The organism is Providencia sp. PROV200, from assembly GCF_049901995.1.
Classification (GTDB): domain Bacteria; phylum Pseudomonadota; class Gammaproteobacteria; order Enterobacterales; family Enterobacteriaceae; genus Providencia; species Providencia rettgeri_E.
In genome coordinates, this window is the sequence record NZ_CP096307.1 from 2548414 (window position 1) to 2566574 (window position 18161).

An 18161-nucleotide genomic window follows, 5' to 3' on the forward strand; every position below is an offset into this window, starting at 1 on the left:
CGTAATACGACGTTTATCGCGCTTGAAAACGCCCTTAAGAATGAGGTTAAACAAAGTACAGAAAAAGATGATGTATTGAAACAGGCACTTGAACGCTATAAGGATAAAACGCATGAAATTTAAAGCGAATAAAACGGTATTGGTTATACTGCTCGGCCTGTTTTTTTTACACGGCTGTGCAGCCAATAACAGTACGTTTTCACCCTCATTAGATGGCGAAAATATTCATTTTACCGCCACTGTGCCTAGCGAACTAGAAGCCTTACCCATTTCCGCGAGCTATCGCTCTGAAATCTGCCGCAAAGAAAACCGAACCTCCAATATGGAGGTCTACACGGTTCCGGGATACTATCGTAAGCAATACCCCCTAACGATGAATGCTTCGAATCAACTGGAAGCGAATATCCCTCAGTCTGGTGGAGGAAAATGTGACTGGAAACTCAGCAATTTTGTTTTTGAAGTCACACTTAAAGATCCGTCAAAAATTGATCCTTTAATATCAGATAATTTAGGTAAAAAAGTTAGCTTTGTATTAGACAATAACGCGCCAGCCACATTTGATGGTGGCTATGAAAAAAAATCAGGAGATTTTAACGAAACGTTACTTTTTTTCCCTCTTTTAACAAAAAATTATTTAGATGGATATGAAGGGACATTTTATCTCATAGGGAAAAATGATCCTTTAACATATAAAATAACCAATGCCAAGCGAGTTAATATAAATGTTAATTATAAAAAACAATACCTTTCAGTTTGGACAGGCAGGCTTAATAATAATAGACCATTTATGACTTACCCGAATGGAGATATCGTTTATGGTGAAGTTAGACCTCAATACAAAAAACTGCTCAAGATATCAGAGTCTATGCCGTCTAAATAAAAATAGGACGTACATTTTCAAGTTCCCATAAGAAGACGTTATGGGGTGTTTTGACTTAAAGAACATAAGCACGCCGTTGGCGTGAGCATCGCGGTAAAGCCGCTCTATTTCTATAATGCCCCCTATTGTGCAGATTGTTCTAAGCGCAAGGCATGGATTGAATGCGTGCTGGTTGATGAATTTAACCAACCGTTAGCAGAAATGGCGTATACTTTAAAAGTCCGCAACGGTGTCATTAGAAAAGGTGTTACTGATGCGCAAGGGTATTTGAGGCAAGAAGACTTACCCCGTACGGTGGCAACATTGACCATTGAGTCTCAAAAACTCACCGATGAAATGGAAAAGCGCCCACTGAGAACACTTCGAGGGGAGGATCACTCGACCGTCAAACCGGATGCACTATTACAAGGCTATTCCTATCGGTATGCGGTTATCAGGGAATTATGCGATAAAGCCCCGGATATCGATAAATGGGAATCTGCTCGTTTTGGGCTGCCGTATTATCATTTTCCCAAAGAAGACGAATTTAATGGGTTGAAATTCATGGGAGAAGATTTTAATCAGCGTCATATGATAGAAGTCTGTCCATTTAGAGCATGGTCGCTAATTCTCAATCACTCCCCAAACTATAATATGGTCAATGCTTATAATTTAGGGTTAATGTCATTGCTCGTGTATAAAGATGAGACCATGGTTGACCCAGATGAAGAAGAAAACATGCGGGAATTTATCAACACACCGGATACCACCACGTCTTTTTTCTATCAACAGTGTTTTGATTTATCGACCGCCCCTATCATGGCGGACTTTCACGATTATCCTGCTATTGTGACAGATGTTCCTTTTAAAGAGCGCTATCGCCCTGCAATTTACTTAGACCTTCAACAAGTGAAAGACGCACCCAAGTTTGAACATGACACCCAAATGTTTTTTGTGGAAAACGACACGCAAATTATTGCCGCATGGCGAGGTACCGCTGGTGTAAGAGACGCGCTCACCGATGCAACGTATCGGCCCATTCCCTGCCCGAAAAGCATTCTTTCCGCCGAAAACGCCAAAGTACATAAAGGTTTTTTAGATGCCTACCAATGTGTTGAAAAATATTTCAGTACGCAAATTGAAAAAATTCAAAATATATCAATTCACAAAAAATTATTTATTACCGGTCATAGTTTAGGGGGCGCACTCGCGTTATTGCACGCCAGCGAATTAAGAAACAATAATCCGCTCTTATACACCTATGGTAGCCCGCGTGTTTTTACGGGCAGTGGCGTTAACGCTTTAACATCCGTCACTCATTTTAGGCATGTCAATGATGCGGATACCGTTACCAGTGTACCATTCGATACCAATATGGATAACTGGCTATTTAATCTCTATGGTCCATTGGGCACTGTTTTTGGGTTTGGCTGGACGCTGGCAACATCACCAACTATTCCACTGCAAAAAGCACTCCCTGATATGGGGGAGGTTTATTTCCACCACGGCAACACCGTCAGCTTCTTTGAAGCCAGACAAATCGGTGAAGATCCAAAACATCCCGTCGGGGATGGAGCTGGTACCGTTCGCGCCCGTTGGCGTATGAATGGCAACTACAAATTTTACTTAGTCCCTGATATTGCCAATAAATTAAATGGTCAGTTAGAACAAGACCAAAAAAATTACATTCATGCCATCAAAGCAGACCGGACTCTTATCGATGAAATATTCCCTAAAGGTAACAACCCATCGTTAGACACGATTATGACCATGGCAACCGACCACTTTATGGCCAGTAAATACCAAATGATTATGAATAATCAGTTATTGAGTGTGTTAGAGCCCACAAAAACGCCTAAGTTAAGCGCTTCAAAACAGCGATTTGAAGAACTTATTCATCATAAAGATGCTTATCCGTTAAACGCGCAGCGTAATACGACATTTATCGCGCTTGAAAACGCCCTTAAGAATGAGGTTAAACGAAGTACAGAAAAAGATGATGTATTGAAACAGGCACTTGAACGCTATAAGGATAAAACGCATGAAATTTAAAGTGAATAAAACGGTATTGACTACATTGCTCGGCCTATTTTTTTTACACGGCTGTGCAGCCAATAACAGTGCGTTTTCTCCCCCATTAGGCGGCGAAAATATTCATTTTACCGCCACTGTGCCTAACGAATTAGAAGCCTTACCCATTTCAGCCACTTATCGTTCTGAGACGTGTCGTAAAGAACGGCGAAACTCAAGCATGAAAACCTATACCATTCCCGGATTTCATCATGCCAACTACCCACTGACTATTGGGCAATCAAACCAAGTCGAAACGCTCGTTCCTAAGTCAGGGGGCAGCCAATGCAATTGGAAACTCAGTAATATTAAATTTGAAGTCAAACTCAAAGACCCATCAAAAATTGATCCGTTAATATCAAAAAACTTTGGTATGGAAGCAACGTTTGTACTTGATAACAATGCACCAGCGACTTTTGATGGCGGCTATGAAAAAAAATCGGGGAATTTCAATGAAATATTAACGTTATTCCCTATGATTAGTCAAAGATATCCCAATGAAAACATAAAACAATTTTGGTTAATTGCAAAATATGAAACCATGACGTATAAAGTAAAAGAAGCTAAAGAAATCAACATTAATATCGATTATAAATCTGATTTAAAAAGTTATTGGTATGGGATTAAAAATAAAGGTGACTCTATGGCTACCCTTATTTACCCTAATGGTAAACAAGAAAAAACCAGAGAAATTTTACCCGAATATGAAAAACTGCTTGAAATATCAGAATCCATGATTAAAGAATAAACAAACTAACCGCTTTTTTCTATCGACCCAAATTTAAAATATCACTTTTAATTAGGGGAATAGGATATGCCATGATAGAGCCACTATGTAAGGATAAGCCAGAAATTCATCATAAAGATGCTTATCCGTTAAACGTGCAGCGTAATACGACGTTTATCGCAACGGTATTGGTTATGCTGCTCGGCCTGTTTTTTTTACATGGCTGTGCAGCCAATAACAGTACGTTTTCACCCCCATTAGACGGTGAAAGCATTCATTTCACCGCCACCGTACCTAGTGAATTAGAGGCATTACCCATTTTAGCTACCTATCGTTCTGAAATCTGCCGCAAAGAAAACCGAACCTCCAATATGGAGGTCTACACGGTTCCGGGATACTATCGTAAGCAATATCCCCTAACGATGAATGCTTCGAATCAACTGGAAGCGAATATCCCTCAGTCTGGTGGAGGAAAATGTGACTGGAAACTCAGCAATTTTGTTTTTGAAGTCACACTTAAAGATCCGTCAAAAATTGATCCTTTAATATCAGATAATTTAGGTAAAAAAGTTAGCTTTGTATTAGACAATAACGCGCCAGCCACATTTGATGGTGGCTATGAAAAAAAATCAGGGGATTTGAATGAGACATTAACGTTATTTCCGTTGATTACAGAAGATTTTATTGGTGGTCACGAAATGTCATTTTGGCTAATAGCAAAATACGAAACCATGACTTATCAAGTGAAAAACGCTAAAAATATCAATGTAAATATTGATTATAAATCAGATATGAAAACCTACAATATTGGGCCTAAAAATAAAAATGAAGATTCAATAGCCACATTTACTTACCCCAACGGTGTTCAAGAAAAAACCCACTGGCTTTTTCCTGAATACAAAAAATTGGTCGAAATATCAGAATCTATGACACAAAAATAAAAAACTAACCGCTATTTTCTATCGATCCAAATTTAAAATATCACTTTTAATTAGGGGAATAGGATATGCCATGATAGAGCCACTATGTAAGGATAAGCCAGAAATTCATCATAAAGATGCTTACCCGTCTCATATTACGATGGGGGTTGGGGTGTCGAGTGGTAACGCAGATAACCTTTACAATAATATTGTTATCGGTTATCCCATCACGGTGTGCAACCCCTTGAATATTTGGCTTCACAGCAAACAAAATTTAATGCAGCGTTTGAGGCAGCTTTGCAAGATGCGTTAGCCTGTACGGTACTGCGTGATGGAGAGCTTGTGCTGAGCTTTGAAGTCGAAGCGGGTATTTTTGCAGGTGATCCTCTGGGGCAATCTATTCCATCCATTTATTGGTACTACTTGGTGGATCGTCTGAAAGGTGAGATTGCGCCATTGCGTTACCGAAACGGTGATCCTGATGATAAACTTTATGGCTGTATTGATGAGGAAGGCACCGAATGACGAGTTTATATACGGCAACAAAGCACCCAGAGCAATTAGAAACCACGCCATTGATTGAAGAAAGTCATCACTACGATGATCCGTTGGAGCCTCAAAAGCTGGTATTTTTAGATACGGTCAATAAACAGCGTTGTGTGATTAACTCCCCACAGCGGAATAGCCAGCTCACTAATACAATACCTTTTTTTATCGTGTTACTCTTTATGGCTTTTTACACTGCATCTACTTTTTTTAAGGTGCATGTTGAAAATAAAACATCAATTGAAATGATGGCTAAACATGTAGAAAAAAAGTATGGTAATGAAAAAAAACAAAGTAAGTTATCAGCAAAGTTAATTGAGTTATATAAACCTTATTTTGGAAAAGAAAAAATAAGTTTATGGGAGTATATAAAAGCTTACAATTCAGGTAACTTTGTTATAAATGGCCAATATGGTAAATATTTAGTTATCGGCTGGCTAATTTTTTTCCCCGGCTTTTTGTGGCTATTGGGTTACCTCTCTTTCTTCACACCTCCGGTTTACCTTATTGCGGATAGGCAACGAGGAATACTGTATAGCTATGGGATGGGGAAAGTACGTTTAACACGCTATGAAGATGCTCAAATTGGCTATGCGGGCAAAATGTTGGCGATTAAACTGTATGGCATTGATGAAAAAACAGGGCAATTGAAAACCATACTTTACAAGCCAAATGTCTCACATTACTCGAGTTTCCTGACCAGCACCGACAGTGAAAACCACCGTTTTATCACGTTTCTCAATGCTTATATGCAAGAGGGGCGAGATGCCGTTTCGTCAGTCGATTACCAAGCTCGTAAACCCTTTTTGTTTTTTGGTAAAAACCCGCTTCCTGCTGATTTTGAGCAACAGGTCGAACAGATTTTAGCAAAGCTTGATCAGGAGAAAAAACGCAATGCGTAGTCTTGTGAACGGCAGAAAAATTATCTTAAAAAATGATACGACGAATACTGGTGGTACGGTACTGACAGCTTCTTCTCTCGCCAAGCAAACCCAAGGTGTCGCCTGTGTGGGCGACTCTGTTTATTGTCCTTCATGTAAAAAAACAGGGACTATCGTTGAAGGCGATAGCTTAATGAAAATTAATGGTATCCCTGTTGCGCTAGAAGGTCACAAAGTCGCTTGTGGATGTTCTGGGGGCTGTGTGCTTGTTGCTGTAGGCTAAATGTTAATGTGTTTTAACTTGCTCATATAGCTCGCATATCAGTATCACGTGTTGCTACTTTACTAATGACAAGCAAACATGCTCTAAATATTCACGCTGTAGCTAGGCGACTAGAGAAGATATCTCGGGGAACATACAAATGTATGTGTCCCGCGTCGCCGAATGTAGTCAACAACACTACAGCGCGAAGAATGACGAGTACTAAGCGTTGAAGATTTGGGATATCTCTACTGCTGATAAATGATACTGCCTTGGACATGCATGCCAAATCGCTAACATACGATTATATTTTTCCCACATTGGTGTTTGTGAGTTAAACCCATGCGTTCCGCTGTCAAAGTGGGTATAACGCCCTTCTGTGTTGACCATAAAACGGACATAGCTCAGATAACGCGCTTCTGTTGCGGCATCAAAGCCCAAAAATTGCACACGGCGGCCATCAATGTCTTCTTTATTTGCCATGTTGCTATAAGAGACTTGCAGCGCATGGTACATTTCCATGATATCAATAACAGTACGGCAGGTGTCTTCACTTAAATGACCAAAGTCTCTGTCTAACTCACGCATTTGTAAACCGAAACCACGTTCAATAATGGTTTGTAAGCGGCGATAACGTTCTGCATTATCGGGGTCAAGCATGGTCATCATTTTATATTGATTAGATAAGATCAAGCGTTGTGCGTTAGTCATTTCCATCAGGGTTCTCCCACTAAAAAGTATGGCTTATCTTCGCATTCAACATCAATCATAGACAGTGAAAACATCGCTTTTATTGATCTAAACACGTTTTTTGCATTACTTATTGTTAAATCTACCTTTTAATGGAAATCATTCCTTAGATATCTTCCAAAAAGGAACGGTCCAACTGCTTAAACGCACGTTTTAGCAAATCAGCTAACGCCATATAATCAGGTTGCTGTTCAACCGGTGCCATGACAATACCCGCTTCGGTAAATTTATCACGGATCTCGTGAAACCAGCTCAACAAGCTCGATGGCAGAGGCGTCGCCGCACGTTTTCCTAACCACCATAAACCTTGCATTGGCAAGCTACAGGCAAACAGTGCCGTAGCAATGGCGGGACCAAGTTGCCCACCTAACGCGATTTGCCATGCTAATGTGAAAATTGCAATGGGCGGCATAAAACGAATACCAAAGCGAACCGCCTTGTTAATGCGAATTTCGGGGAAGATTGGCGACAGTTTTTTCTCCATAGGAAAAGTCTTCAGATAGTGGTTACCTAATCTAAAGCGTTTAAAAAAACCGGGCGGTGTACTTTGCAATGTACTCATGAAACGTTTCCTATCGACTTCTTAAAAACTGGGGCAATAATTTATAAATTGCACGATAGTAAAATGATAGCACATTTAAGATAACGAAATTATTTCATTACATTTACCTTAAGTTAAGTCACTTTACTCAATATCAGCTATTCTAATAGCAATGTAACCCTGTGCTATAATACCACTTTATACGTCACTTATGATTTTAATCAATCAAAGCGCCTATTTTTAAAAAAAACGTATAAAATATAAAATAATTTTAGTAGAATCTACCGCATTTAGAATTGCTGTTGCATTTGTTACTTTTTAGCTTTATCCATCTTCAAAACAGAAGATAGACAACAGTTATATATATTGGGGTTATTGGTCGTTATTTCAACACTAGGTGCAAAGGTTTACTTTTATAGGCTTTTGCTGAAAAAAATAGCGTCTGTTTTATCAACTCCATAGGGATCTCACGATCTTTAACTTTTTCGCCTTTAACATGATATCAATCATGATGTTTCAGGTCATAAATACGCTAGGCTTTAGCTGTATATTTTTAATCTGAGTCTTTTCATGTTGTTTAAAAGGCTTCACAACAACAATTAACGATAGGTATTTCCATGTCAAGTAAGCTGGTACTGGTTCTAAACTGCGGTAGCTCCTCACTGAAATTCGCCATCATCGACCCAACTAATGGCGATGAATTTTTATCTGGATTAGCTGAGTGCTTTAACCTCCCGGAAGCCCGTATTAAGTGGAAAATGGATGGTGCTAAGAAAGAAGCGCCTTTAGGTGCTGGTGCAGCGCATAGCGAAGCATTGGATTTCATTGTTAACACTATTCTTGCTGAAAAACCTGAGCTATCAGAGCAAATCACCTCCATCGGTCACCGTATTGTTCATGGTGGTGAGAAATTTACCTCTTCTGTATTAATCACAGATGATGTGATTGAAGGCATCGAAGCGGCTATTCCATTCGCGCCATTGCATAACCCTGCTCATCTCATCGGTATTGAAGAAGCAAGAAAATCCTTCCCGCATCTGATCAACAAAAATGTCGCTGTCTTTGATACCGCATTCCATCAGACCATGCCGCAGGAAGCTTATCTGTATGCATTGCCATACGAATTATATTCAGAGCATAGTATCCGCCGTTATGGTGCGCACGGTACAAGCCATTACTATGTTTCCCGTGAAGCTGCGAAAAAGCTCAACAAATCGGTTGATGACCTCAACGTTATCACTTGTCACTTAGGCAACGGTGGTTCTGTTACTGCTATTGTTAATGGTAAATGTGTAGATACGTCAATGGGCTTAACGCCATTAGAAGGTCTGGTAATGGGAACTCGTAGTGGTGATATCGACCCTGCAATTATTTTCCATTTACATGATTCTTTAGGCATGAGCGTTGATCAAATCAACAAAATGCTAACCAAAGAGTCTGGTTTATTAGGTTTAACTGGCGTAACTAGCGACTGCCGCTACGTTGAAGACAACTACGGCACTAAAGAAGATGCCACTCGCGCAATGGATGTTTTCTGCCACCGTTTAGCAAAATACGTTGGTGCATACAGCGCACTGATGGAAGGCCGTCTTGACGCTATCATCTTCACAGGTGGTATTGGTGAAAACTCAGCGCAAGTTCGTGAAATTACTTTGAAGAAACTGGCTATCCTTGGTTTCGAATATGACCATGAACGTAACTTGGCAGCACGCTTCGGTAAAGAAGGTTTAATCACCACCGATAACAGCCGCCCTGCTCTGGTTATCGCAACCAATGAAGAGTTGGTTATCGCCCAAGATACTGCGCGTTTAACCGCATAAGCAACTTCTACCGCCAGCAACCTGCTGGCGGTATCGTTTTGTCATTAGAGTAACCGAAATAAAGAGGTTCCCGTGTCCCGTACAATTATGTTAATACCTACTGGCACCAGCGTTGGCTTAACTAGCGTTAGCCTAGGTGTCGTTCGCTCAATGGAACAAAAAGGTGTTCAATTAAGCGTTTTCAAACCTATCGCACAGCCACGCGTCTCTGGCAATAAAGACCAAACCACTGAAGTCCTGCGCTCTCATTCAAGTATTACCACCATTGTTGAGCCCCTAACAATGGAATACGTTGAATCGCTACTGACCTCTTCCAAAAAAGATGTGTTAATGGAAGAAATTGTCGCTCGCTATCATGACCACACAAAAAATGCGGAAGTAATTTTAATTGAAGGTTTAGTGCCAACGCGTAAACATTCATTTGCTCAATCATTAAACTATGAAATTGCTAAAACATTAGGCGCAGAAATTGTTTTCGTCACTGCACCAGGCAACAGCTCAATCACGCAAATGCAAGAGCGTTTAGAGTTAGTACGCAACGAGTTTGGTGGCCAACGTAATAAAAATATTATTGGTGTTATTATCAACAAGGTGAATGCACCTGTTGATGAGCAAGGTCGTACTCGCCCTGACCTGTCTGAAATCTTTGATGATTCAACGAAAGCGACGGTGGCTAACCTCGATACTAAGCAACTTTCTGCACTAAATCTGCCTGTTCTTGCATCCATTCCGTGGAACTTTGATTTAATTGCCACTCGTGCAATTGACATGGCAAAACACTTAGGTGCGGAAGTTGTTAACGAAGGTGAAATTAAAACTCGCCGTGTTAAATCTGTTACCTTCTGCGCACGTAGTATCCCGCACATGCTTGAGCACTTCCGCCCTGGCTCATTATTAGTGACCTCCGCAGATCGCCCTGATGTGTTAGTTTCTGCATCATTAGCAGCAATGAATGGTGTTGAAATCGGTGCGGTTCTACTAACAGGTGGCTACAACATTGATCCGCCTATTCGCCAACTGTGTGAACAAGCATTCGAAACAGGCCTACCTGTGTTTATGGTGAAAAGCAATACATGGCAAACATCACTGAATCTGCAAAGCTTTAGCTTAGAAGTTCCTGCTGATGACCATGAACGTATTGAAAAAATCCAAAACTACGTGGCCCGTCATATTAGTAGCGATTGGATCGAATCACTGGTTGCAGACTCTGAGCGCCCTAACCGCCTATCACCACCTGCTTTCCGTTATCAGTTAACTGAATTAGCACGTAAAGCTGGCAAACGTATCGTTCTTCCTGAAGGCGACGAGCCACGCACCGTTAAAGCTGCATCTATCTGTGCAGAACGCGGCATCGCAACTTGTGTACTGTTAGGTAACCCAGAAGATATTCGTCGCGTTGCGGCAGCACAAGGTATTGAGCTCGGTACGGGCATTGAAATTGTCGACCCAGTTAAAGTACGCGAAGAGTACGTTGCTCGCCTCGTTGAATTACGCAAGAACAAAGGAATGACCGAGGTTGTTGCTCGAGAGCAACTAGAAGATAACGTCGTATTAGGTACATTAATGCTAGAAAAAGGCGAAGTTGATGGCTTAGTTTCTGGTGCTGTTCATACGACTGCAAATACTATTCGTCCACCGCTGCAATTAATTAAAACAGCACCGGGCAGCTCATTAGTTTCTTCCGTCTTCTTTATGCTATTGCCTGAACAAGTGTTTGTTTATGGTGACTGCGCTATCAACCCAGACCCAACTGCAGAGCAACTATCAGAAATCGCTATCCAATCTGCTGATTCTGCAAAAGCGTTCGGTATTGACCCACGCGTTGCGATGATCTCTTATTCTACTGGTGATTCAGGTGCAGGTAGTGACGTTGAAAAAGTGCGTGAAGCAACACGTTTAGCGAAAGAAAAACGCCCAGACTTAATCATCGATGGCCCATTACAATATGATGCGGCAGTGATGGCTGACGTTGCTAAATCTAAAGCGCCTAACTCGCCAGTTGCAGGTAAAGCGACCGTATTTATCTTCCCTGACTTGAATACCGGTAATACCACTTATAAAGCAGTACAACGTTCTGCTGACTTGGTATCTATTGGTCCAATGCTGCAAGGTATGCGTAAGCCTGTCAATGACTTATCTCGTGGTGCATTAGTTGATGATATCGTTTATACGGTTGCATTAACCGCAATCCAAGCAGTACAAAACGAAAACGCATAATTTATCTCTTTATGCTAAAAAGCGCTCAATAGAGCGCTTTTTTTTATATTTGAAATCAATGGCACAAATAAACAAATTAATTACCATTAAAACTATCATCAAGTTTATTAGTCGCATTTTTTATTAACTATATCAAATTTACCGATGATAGCATTCGCACAAATTTTTTGTGTCACATGATAGCGATGGTAATAATATGAATCACCTAACTAAAAATCTTATAATCATAATCGGGACTTTATTCCTAGCGTCTTGCTCCAGTCGCCTTCCGTCTTCATCAGAACAATCAAATTTTTTGAGTAACTATGAGCGTTTATCTGAAGTCAAAACGCCGTCTGGCAATATAATCAAAGCATGGCGTTCAGACCAACTAAATATAACCCAAAAGAATAAACTTATTTTTACCCCAATAAAATTTAAGCCTCTTAATGAACACAATAAAATAAATGAAAAATTCGCAACGGTTCTACTTAATTACACGAATCAACAGGTCAAAAAAGAGTTAGAAAAGCACTTTGAATTAACTCAAACACCAGGGCCTAATACATTACAATTTTCAGGTGTCATTACCTCTGTTAGCGCAACTGCCGAAGAACTCAAACCCTATGAAGTTTTACCTGTCATGTTAGTGATAGCTGGAACCCAACTTGCGGTAGGAAGCCGAGATGCTGACACGAATATTTATTTCGAATGGAAAGTCACTGACTCACAAACTGAATTACCTTTGTATGAAGCCATTAGGAAAAACAGTGGGAACCAATTAAGCAATACAGAGCAGGTGATTACCTTAGAAGATTTAAAGGACGCTGTTGATATTATCGCGGATGAAGTTGTTCCAAACGCATAATATGCCATTACGGATGGTAAATTAAATTACCATCCGTAATTTAATAGACTATCTTTTACGCGTAAATAATGAAACTACCACTGCAACAATAATATTCAGAATAAATGCCGCAATACCGATATTCATGAAACTTAAACTTTCCCCCAACCAAGGGAACAGTTGTGCTAACGAAATTTTCTCGATATAAGTTACCGCAAGGAATAAAACCCCCGCAGAAATCCCACAAATCGCCCCTGCTGGTGTCATTGGATTTTGTTGTTTAAAGCTCATCAATAACGCAGGGAAAAACTGTGCGACAATATTTACCCCGAGTAACATAATCGCTACGAGAGTATCGTTACTGTGGAAAATAAAATACAAGCTGACTAACGCAACAACTGGCACCATAAAACGCGCATAAACACCCGACTGGCGTTTTTCTTCACTTACACCCATCGCTTTTTGCACAACGCCGGCTAACATATTGGAGGTGGTTAGCAACAACATCGACCCTGGGACTAATGCGGTTAACATCCCTGCTGCACCGATAAAACCGACCACAATCGGTGAGAAGGTGCTTTTAGATATCTCAAACAGCGATAAATCCACCGCGGCCCCTTCAAGATGCGGAATTTGCAATATAGACGCATAACCGACAAAAAAAGCAAATAGCATAATCAAGCTATAAGCTGGGATCAGAATACTATTACGTTTCAGTGATTTTTCATCCTTTGCAGTAAACACTGCGGCCATATAATGTGGCCAACAGAAATAGGCAACCACAGATAAGAATATTGTGGAAATATACCAAGGAATATTTAACCCTGTTTCGGAGAAGGTTAAAAAGCTTGGCATCGCCGTATCTATCGCTTTAAACATCTCCCCAAAACTACCGTAATAATGTAGTGGGATATAAATACCGATAAACACCACCACAATTAAAATCATTAAATCTTTCAGGGCAGATGTCCAAGCAGAACCATGAATACCTGAAATCATCACAAACAGCGTCACAGCAATAATTCCAATCCAGATGGCAATATCTGCAGGAATTGCGCCATAAGATGCTTGAGAAACAATAATACCTAACCCTTTGAGCTGCAAAACGAATAAAGGCACCATCGCAGCAATAGAAATTAAGCTAATTAAGAACCCTAAACCTGGGCTTTGATATTTCTTGGTAAACAATTCAGAAATCGTTCTGACATCATTATCTTTAGCAAAGCGCCATACTCTTGGATGTACCCAATATAAAAAGATCCCCATAAACGCATTGACTGCTAAGGTATATAGGATTGCAGGGCCTTTTCCGTAAGCCCAACCGCTCCCTCCGAGGAAGGTAAAGGTGGTATATATTTCCCCTGCACTGAGTAAAAAAACCAGCAGAGCCCCGTAGCTACGACCACCGACAGACCACCCTTCGTGATCCATCGTTTTTCCTTTTTTAGCGCGAATAGCTAAATAAATACTAAAAAAGAAAAATGCAGTGATGATAATTAATGCGGAACTCATGATGTTTCCTTAGTATTTTTATTATCTAATACATTGATTAGTAACATCACCAACGCTGTAACAATCACCCATGCGACAATCCAAAACATTAAAAATGGCAAGCCCATCACAAAAGGCTCGACTTGGTTAACGAAATAAATGCCCACGGTTAATGCTAGAATTGGGAAAATAACTAAATAATGATACCACTTCATAGAAAATTCCTTATTCCATTACCCTAAAGAAACCAATTCACGGGGTAGATGACTTAGCATTTCAACGCCATCTTCAGTGATGAGTAGCATATCTTCAATCATAATACCGCCCACACCAATCCCGTAATATGGCGTTTCTAAACTCATAACCATCCCGGCTCGAAATACTTCTGTCGTTGCAGCACTCACAAATGGGGCTTCTTCTAACCCGACAAACACCCCATCACCATGGCCTAGGTGCCCACGGTTATAATAAGGCAATCCCGAGGAACGAATAAGTGCCATGGTTTCATTAAAAACATCACTTAATGCGACACCGGGTGCAACTCGGCTTAACATATATTGATGGCCTTTTAAAATGGTTTGATAAATAGCAGCGACTTTTTCATCCGGTTTACCAACCACAAATGTGCGTGCAATATCCGCGCCATAGCCAGCCACATCAACGCCACAGTCAAATTTAATTAAATCACCTTCTTTTGCTGGTTGGTCATCTGGGATCAATTTTGGGGAAAAATCACTGCCAACTGAAATTAAATGGAAACGGCTATAGTTCGTTTCTGGGAATTCCATCACTTTCGCTTTAAAAGCTGCAGTTAATTCTGCTGAAGTACAGCCAACTCGAATTAATTTACTCGCAGCAGCGATACCGGCTTCTGTAATTTGTGCAGACTTTCTGAGGTGAGCAATTTCCCACTCACTTTTAATCATGCGTAATTCATTAAATAGAGGTGAAGAGTCAACCAAATTTAGCCCAGGGATAACCTTATCCAGCCATACTTTCCCAGTATGGGTAATTTGGTTTAATTCAATCGCAACTGGTTTCCCATAAACGCCCGCATCTGACAGCGCCTCTTTCAGTATATTAAAAATCGTTTCTATTGGGCTATTAATTGGCCTTGCCTTCATTACTTTGCCATTTTCAGGATTGTAAGGGTCATCTACATCCACCCAAATTGGAAATGTTTTAATCTTTGCATTAGGCATTTGAAGTGATAAATTCGCCGCTTCAAATTCATTCATAATAACCAATGATTCAATAGAAGGATCACGGAAAATAACTGCGATAGCAGAGCCGGTTTGCCTGAAAGTATACATAAAGAAGCTTGCAAAACCGGTTAAGTGATAAAAATTATCACCCACTGTTGCGATTAATACTTCAATCCCTTCACGCTCCATAATCTCACGAGCTTTATGAGTTACGTTCTCAAGGTGTTGTTGTTTCAAAAAAGTATTCTGTTTATCAATTGTCATTTTTATTCTCTCGAAGCGTCTATCTACATCACGCAATGCATCATATCGCAAACGATAAATGTTAAGATCTGTCACATTATATCTAGTGTAGAAATGAATACATCGTTTAACATGCAAGTTATTTATAACTAATAGTTATATATTAGCCTGAAATTAACTTTGCTAGAGATTTGATTTTAGGGAAAATAAAGAAAAGGACTAAATAAATTAGCCCTTTAATCATTTAAATCTGAGTAGTTATGAGTTTTCAGCACAAGTGATGGTTTTTTCTAACTCATTATTACGTGTTAACCATAAAGAAAGCGCTTTAAGTGAATCTGGCGTAAATTCGTCACAACGTGCGCTGATCTCTTTCGGAGTCAACCAACTGACCTCAGCCACTTCAGTTTCTTGTAAAGCGAATGGGCCATGGCTTACACAACTAAACAACCCGCCCCATACACGACAATGCGCATCTTCAAAATAAAAATGGCCATGTTCAGCAAAAGGAACACCTGCAATACCCAGCTCTTCTTCCGCTTCGCGCTTTGCAGAATCAAGGATATTTTCACCTTTTGTCACGACGCCTCCTGCTGTTGCATCAAGGAAACCGGGGTGAAAATCTTTAATATCTGTGCGTCGTTGAACCAGTATTTTTCCCATTCCATCATGGACAACGATGTAAGTTGCACGATGGCGTAGGTTTTCTGCTCGCATTTGGCTACGTGTTGCCTGAGCAATCACCGTATTGTCTTCATCAACAATATCGACCCACTCAACGACTTCGGTTGGTTGTTCCATCCTGTAAACCTTTTATTTTTAAGCTAAAACTGCTTATATCATTAGACTGATTATTATTGTGCGCCAAACAATAATAATCTGCATTGATCCACAACTATAGAAACGATCCTAGCTGAATTTGTGATGGGTTGCCATCATAAAAAAGCACTTCTTTATTACAATGCTAATGAGAGCCAGTTTCTTTAAGGTACTCCAAGCAAATCATACAAATTGTGTTCACAAATGCTATAGTTAAATCATAACTAAGCAACAACGCTGCGGTTTGGGTATATTGACAAGGGGTATCCCCTAAATAGTTCAAATTGCAGCTAGGCGCTAAGAGATGGCATCCTTAGGAGCATACACAAGTATGTGACTAAGGTGACAGAACGTAAGCAACAACGCTGCGGTTTGAAATATGACGGGGATGGCGATGAAGATACTCATAACAGGCGGCACCGGGCTAATCGGAACACCACTTATCCAAAAACTGATCTCTCTAGAGCATCAGGTTACTGTATTAAGCCGCTCTCCACAAAAAGTTTATAGCCATTTTTGCAAGGCTGTTGAGTGCTGGACGACTCTCAATGACCAAACTCACTTAAATGAATTTGATGCTGTCATTAACCTTGCTGGCGAACCCATCGCGGAAAAACGCTGGACAGAGGAACAGAAAAAATTGCTGTGTGACAGCCGCTGGAAATTAACTCAACAGCTTAGTGAATTAATTACGGCCAGTGAAACACCACCTAGCGTATTTTTATCAGGTTCAGCCGTTGGGTATTATGGCAACCAAGGCCAATCAGTCGTCACAGAAGACGAACAGCCCCACGATGAATTTACTCACCAACTCACACAGCATTGGGAAGCTTTAGCCGCTAATGCGCAATCAGAAAAAACACGCGTTTGTTTATTACGCACCGGCTTAGTGTTATCAGCGAATGGCGGTTTACTTGCCAAAATTCTCCCCATTTTTAAAATGGGTGCGGGTGGCCCAATTGGTGACGGGAAACAATACATGCCATGGATACATATCAACGATATGGTGCGTGCGATTTGTTTTCTATTAGACACCCCAACGCTCTCAGGTCCCTTTAATATGACCTCACCTTATCCGGTTCATAATGACTTATTTTCTGCCACATTAGGTGATGTTCTTAATCGCCCTTCATTTGTGCGAACACCCGCTTTTGTGATTAAAGCCATTATGGGGGAATCTGCAGCACTGGTCTTGGGTGGCCAACAGGCGATCCCCAAACGATTAGAAGAGGCAGGCTTTCAATTTGAACATATCGAATTAAAAGAAGCGCTTACTGACTTGCTTCTTCCACAGACTGATCAGTAAATATTATTTCGCCCCCTGCCAGCGGTGAAATAGGTCTTGTTCCAGTTCGATATCAAACTGATCAAGAATGCGATTCACCGTTTGGTCAATAATATTTTGGATTGTTTCAGGTTGGTGATAAAACGCAGGCATTGGGGGCATGATCACGGCTCCCATTTCTGCAGCTTGAACCATTAGTTTCAAATGCCCAACGTGCAATGGCGTTTCACGGACACCTAAGAGTAATTTTTTACCTTCTTTCAGCACTACGTCCGCAGCTCTAGTGACCAACGTATCTGTATAACTATGAACAATGCCTGATAACGTCTTCATGGTACAAGGCATGATCACCATACCTGCGGTACGGAACGAGCCCGAAGAGATTGCAGCTGCGATATCACGGCTATCATAGTTATGGTCAGCGAGCTGTTGAATCTGTTTGACACTGTAATCTGTTTCTAATGCTAATGTTTGGCGGGCAGCCGCACTCATCACCAAATGGGTTTCTACCTCTTTGACAGGTTTCAACACTTCAAGCAAGCGGACACCATAAATCGCCCCACTTGCCCCGGTTAACCCAATGATCAGTTTTTTCATTTCGCTGCCCTATTCACGATAACTCACCGTATTATATACAAATCACACTAGAATGGCAGACACCAACGACGCTGTAGCTCTAGCTATGACGAATTTTTTGGC

At 40.6% G+C, this 18161-nt stretch carries 19 protein-coding genes; 12 read left to right on the forward strand and 7 right to left on the reverse strand.

The features are described from left to right. Positions 1 to 112 precede the first annotated feature (112 nt). The 8 genes from M1E86_RS11665 to M1E86_RS11700 all read left to right on the forward strand — a co-directional run bounded on the left by M1E86_RS11665 (position 113) and on the right by M1E86_RS11700 (position 6286). Positions 113 to 880 carry a hypothetical protein gene (locus M1E86_RS11665; protein WP_213912527.1) on the forward strand — a complete coding sequence of 256 codons (768 nt, stop codon included), beginning with the start codon at positions 113 to 115 and terminating at the stop codon, positions 878 to 880. Positions 881 to 961: 81 nt separating this feature from the next. Beyond that, positions 962 to 2911 carry a lipase family protein gene (locus M1E86_RS11670; protein ID WP_426099096.1) on the forward strand — a complete coding sequence of 650 codons (1950 nt, stop codon included), beginning with the start codon at positions 962 to 964 and terminating at the stop codon, positions 2909 to 2911. Next, positions 2901 to 3677 (forward strand): hypothetical protein, encoded by a 777-nt coding sequence (locus M1E86_RS11675; RefSeq protein WP_213912526.1) that lies wholly within the window; start codon positions 2901 to 2903, stop codon positions 3675 to 3677. Before M1E86_RS11670 ends, M1E86_RS11675 begins: the two co-directional genes overlap by 11 nt. 173 nt (positions 3678 to 3850) lie before the next feature. Further along, positions 3851 to 4597, forward strand: a complete 747-nt coding sequence (locus M1E86_RS11680) for a hypothetical protein (protein WP_213912827.1) — start codon at positions 3851 to 3853, stop codon at positions 4595 to 4597. Between the two features lie 70 nt (positions 4598 to 4667). Then, positions 4668 to 4889 (forward strand): hypothetical protein, encoded by a 222-nt coding sequence (locus M1E86_RS11685; protein WP_213912851.1) that lies wholly within the window; start codon positions 4668 to 4670, stop codon positions 4887 to 4889. Then, positions 4874 to 5101, forward strand: coding sequence for a hypothetical protein (locus tag M1E86_RS11690; RefSeq protein ID WP_426099097.1), 228 nt, complete (start codon positions 4874 to 4876; stop codon positions 5099 to 5101). The genes M1E86_RS11685 and M1E86_RS11690 overlap by 16 nt, the downstream gene beginning before the upstream one ends. After that, entirely contained in the window at positions 5098 to 6024 is a 927-nt protein-coding gene (locus M1E86_RS11695) for a hypothetical protein (protein ID WP_213912525.1), read from the forward strand. Before M1E86_RS11690 ends, M1E86_RS11695 begins: the two co-directional genes overlap by 4 nt. Continuing rightward, a complete protein-coding gene (locus M1E86_RS11700) occupies positions 6017 to 6286 on the forward strand; it encodes a PAAR domain-containing protein (protein WP_094961045.1) in 270 nt (89 codons plus the stop codon). Before M1E86_RS11695 ends, M1E86_RS11700 begins: the two co-directional genes overlap by 8 nt. Positions 6287 to 6487: 201 nt before the next feature. Here M1E86_RS11700 and M1E86_RS11705 read toward each other — a convergent pair whose 3' ends face one another. Next, on the reverse strand, positions 6488 to 6982 hold the full coding sequence (locus tag M1E86_RS11705) for a YfbU family protein (protein WP_102137636.1): 495 nt from the start codon (positions 6980 to 6982) through the stop codon (positions 6488 to 6490). 139 nt (positions 6983 to 7121) lie between these two features. Next, positions 7122 to 7577 (reverse strand): terminus macrodomain insulation protein YfbV, encoded by a 456-nt coding sequence (gene yfbV / locus M1E86_RS11710; RefSeq protein WP_125891311.1) that lies wholly within the window; start codon positions 7575 to 7577, stop codon positions 7122 to 7124. Between the two features lie 596 nt (positions 7578 to 8173). Here yfbV and ackA point away from each other — a divergent pair. The 3 genes from ackA (at position 8174) to M1E86_RS11725 (ending at position 12440) form a co-directional block, all read left to right on the forward strand. Next, a complete protein-coding gene (ackA, locus tag M1E86_RS11715) occupies positions 8174 to 9376 on the forward strand; it encodes an acetate kinase (RefSeq protein WP_125891312.1) in 1203 nt (400 codons plus the stop codon). A gap of 87 nt (positions 9377 to 9463) precedes the next feature. Next, positions 9464 to 11593 carry a phosphate acetyltransferase gene (pta, locus tag M1E86_RS11720; RefSeq protein ID WP_213913237.1) on the forward strand — a complete coding sequence of 710 codons (2130 nt, stop codon included), beginning with the start codon at positions 9464 to 9466 and terminating at the stop codon, positions 11591 to 11593. A 196-nt stretch (positions 11594 to 11789) separates the two neighbouring features. Beyond that, positions 11790 to 12440 (forward strand): DUF3313 domain-containing protein, encoded by a 651-nt coding sequence (locus tag M1E86_RS11725; RefSeq protein ID WP_213913224.1) that lies wholly within the window; start codon positions 11790 to 11792, stop codon positions 12438 to 12440. Between the two features lie 48 nt (positions 12441 to 12488). Here the strand turns inward: M1E86_RS11725 and M1E86_RS11730 are convergent, their stop codons facing one another. The 4 genes from M1E86_RS11730 to yfcD all read right to left on the reverse strand — a co-directional run bounded on the left by M1E86_RS11730 (position 12489) and on the right by yfcD (position 16159). After that, entirely contained in the window at positions 12489 to 13931 is a 1443-nt protein-coding gene (locus M1E86_RS11730; protein ID WP_213913223.1) for a sodium:solute symporter family protein, read from the reverse strand. Further along, positions 13928 to 14125, reverse strand: coding sequence for a DUF3311 domain-containing protein (locus tag M1E86_RS11735; protein ID WP_125891316.1), 198 nt, complete (start codon positions 14123 to 14125; stop codon positions 13928 to 13930). Before M1E86_RS11735 ends, M1E86_RS11730 begins: the two co-directional genes overlap by 4 nt. Positions 14126 to 14143: 18 nt before the next feature. Further along, a complete protein-coding gene (locus M1E86_RS11740; protein ID WP_213913236.1) occupies positions 14144 to 15379 on the reverse strand; it encodes a M24 family metallopeptidase in 1236 nt (411 codons plus the stop codon). A gap of 237 nt (positions 15380 to 15616) precedes the next feature. Beyond that, positions 15617 to 16159 carry an NUDIX hydrolase YfcD gene (gene yfcD, locus M1E86_RS11745; protein ID WP_213913222.1) on the reverse strand — a complete coding sequence of 181 codons (543 nt, stop codon included), beginning with the start codon at positions 16157 to 16159 and terminating at the stop codon, positions 15617 to 15619. Between the two features lie 412 nt (positions 16160 to 16571). Here yfcD and M1E86_RS11750 point away from each other — a divergent pair, with 412 nt between their 5' ends. Further along, positions 16572 to 17483, forward strand: coding sequence for a TIGR01777 family oxidoreductase (locus M1E86_RS11750; RefSeq protein WP_213913221.1), 912 nt, complete (start codon positions 16572 to 16574; stop codon positions 17481 to 17483). A gap of 3 nt (positions 17484 to 17486) precedes the next feature. On the opposite strand, the gene M1E86_RS11755 is transcribed toward M1E86_RS11750, so the two are convergent. Beyond that, on the reverse strand, positions 17487 to 18059 hold the full coding sequence (locus M1E86_RS11755) for a UbiX family flavin prenyltransferase (RefSeq protein ID WP_426099098.1): 573 nt from the start codon (positions 18057 to 18059) through the stop codon (positions 17487 to 17489). Positions 18060 to 18161 lie beyond the last annotated feature (102 nt).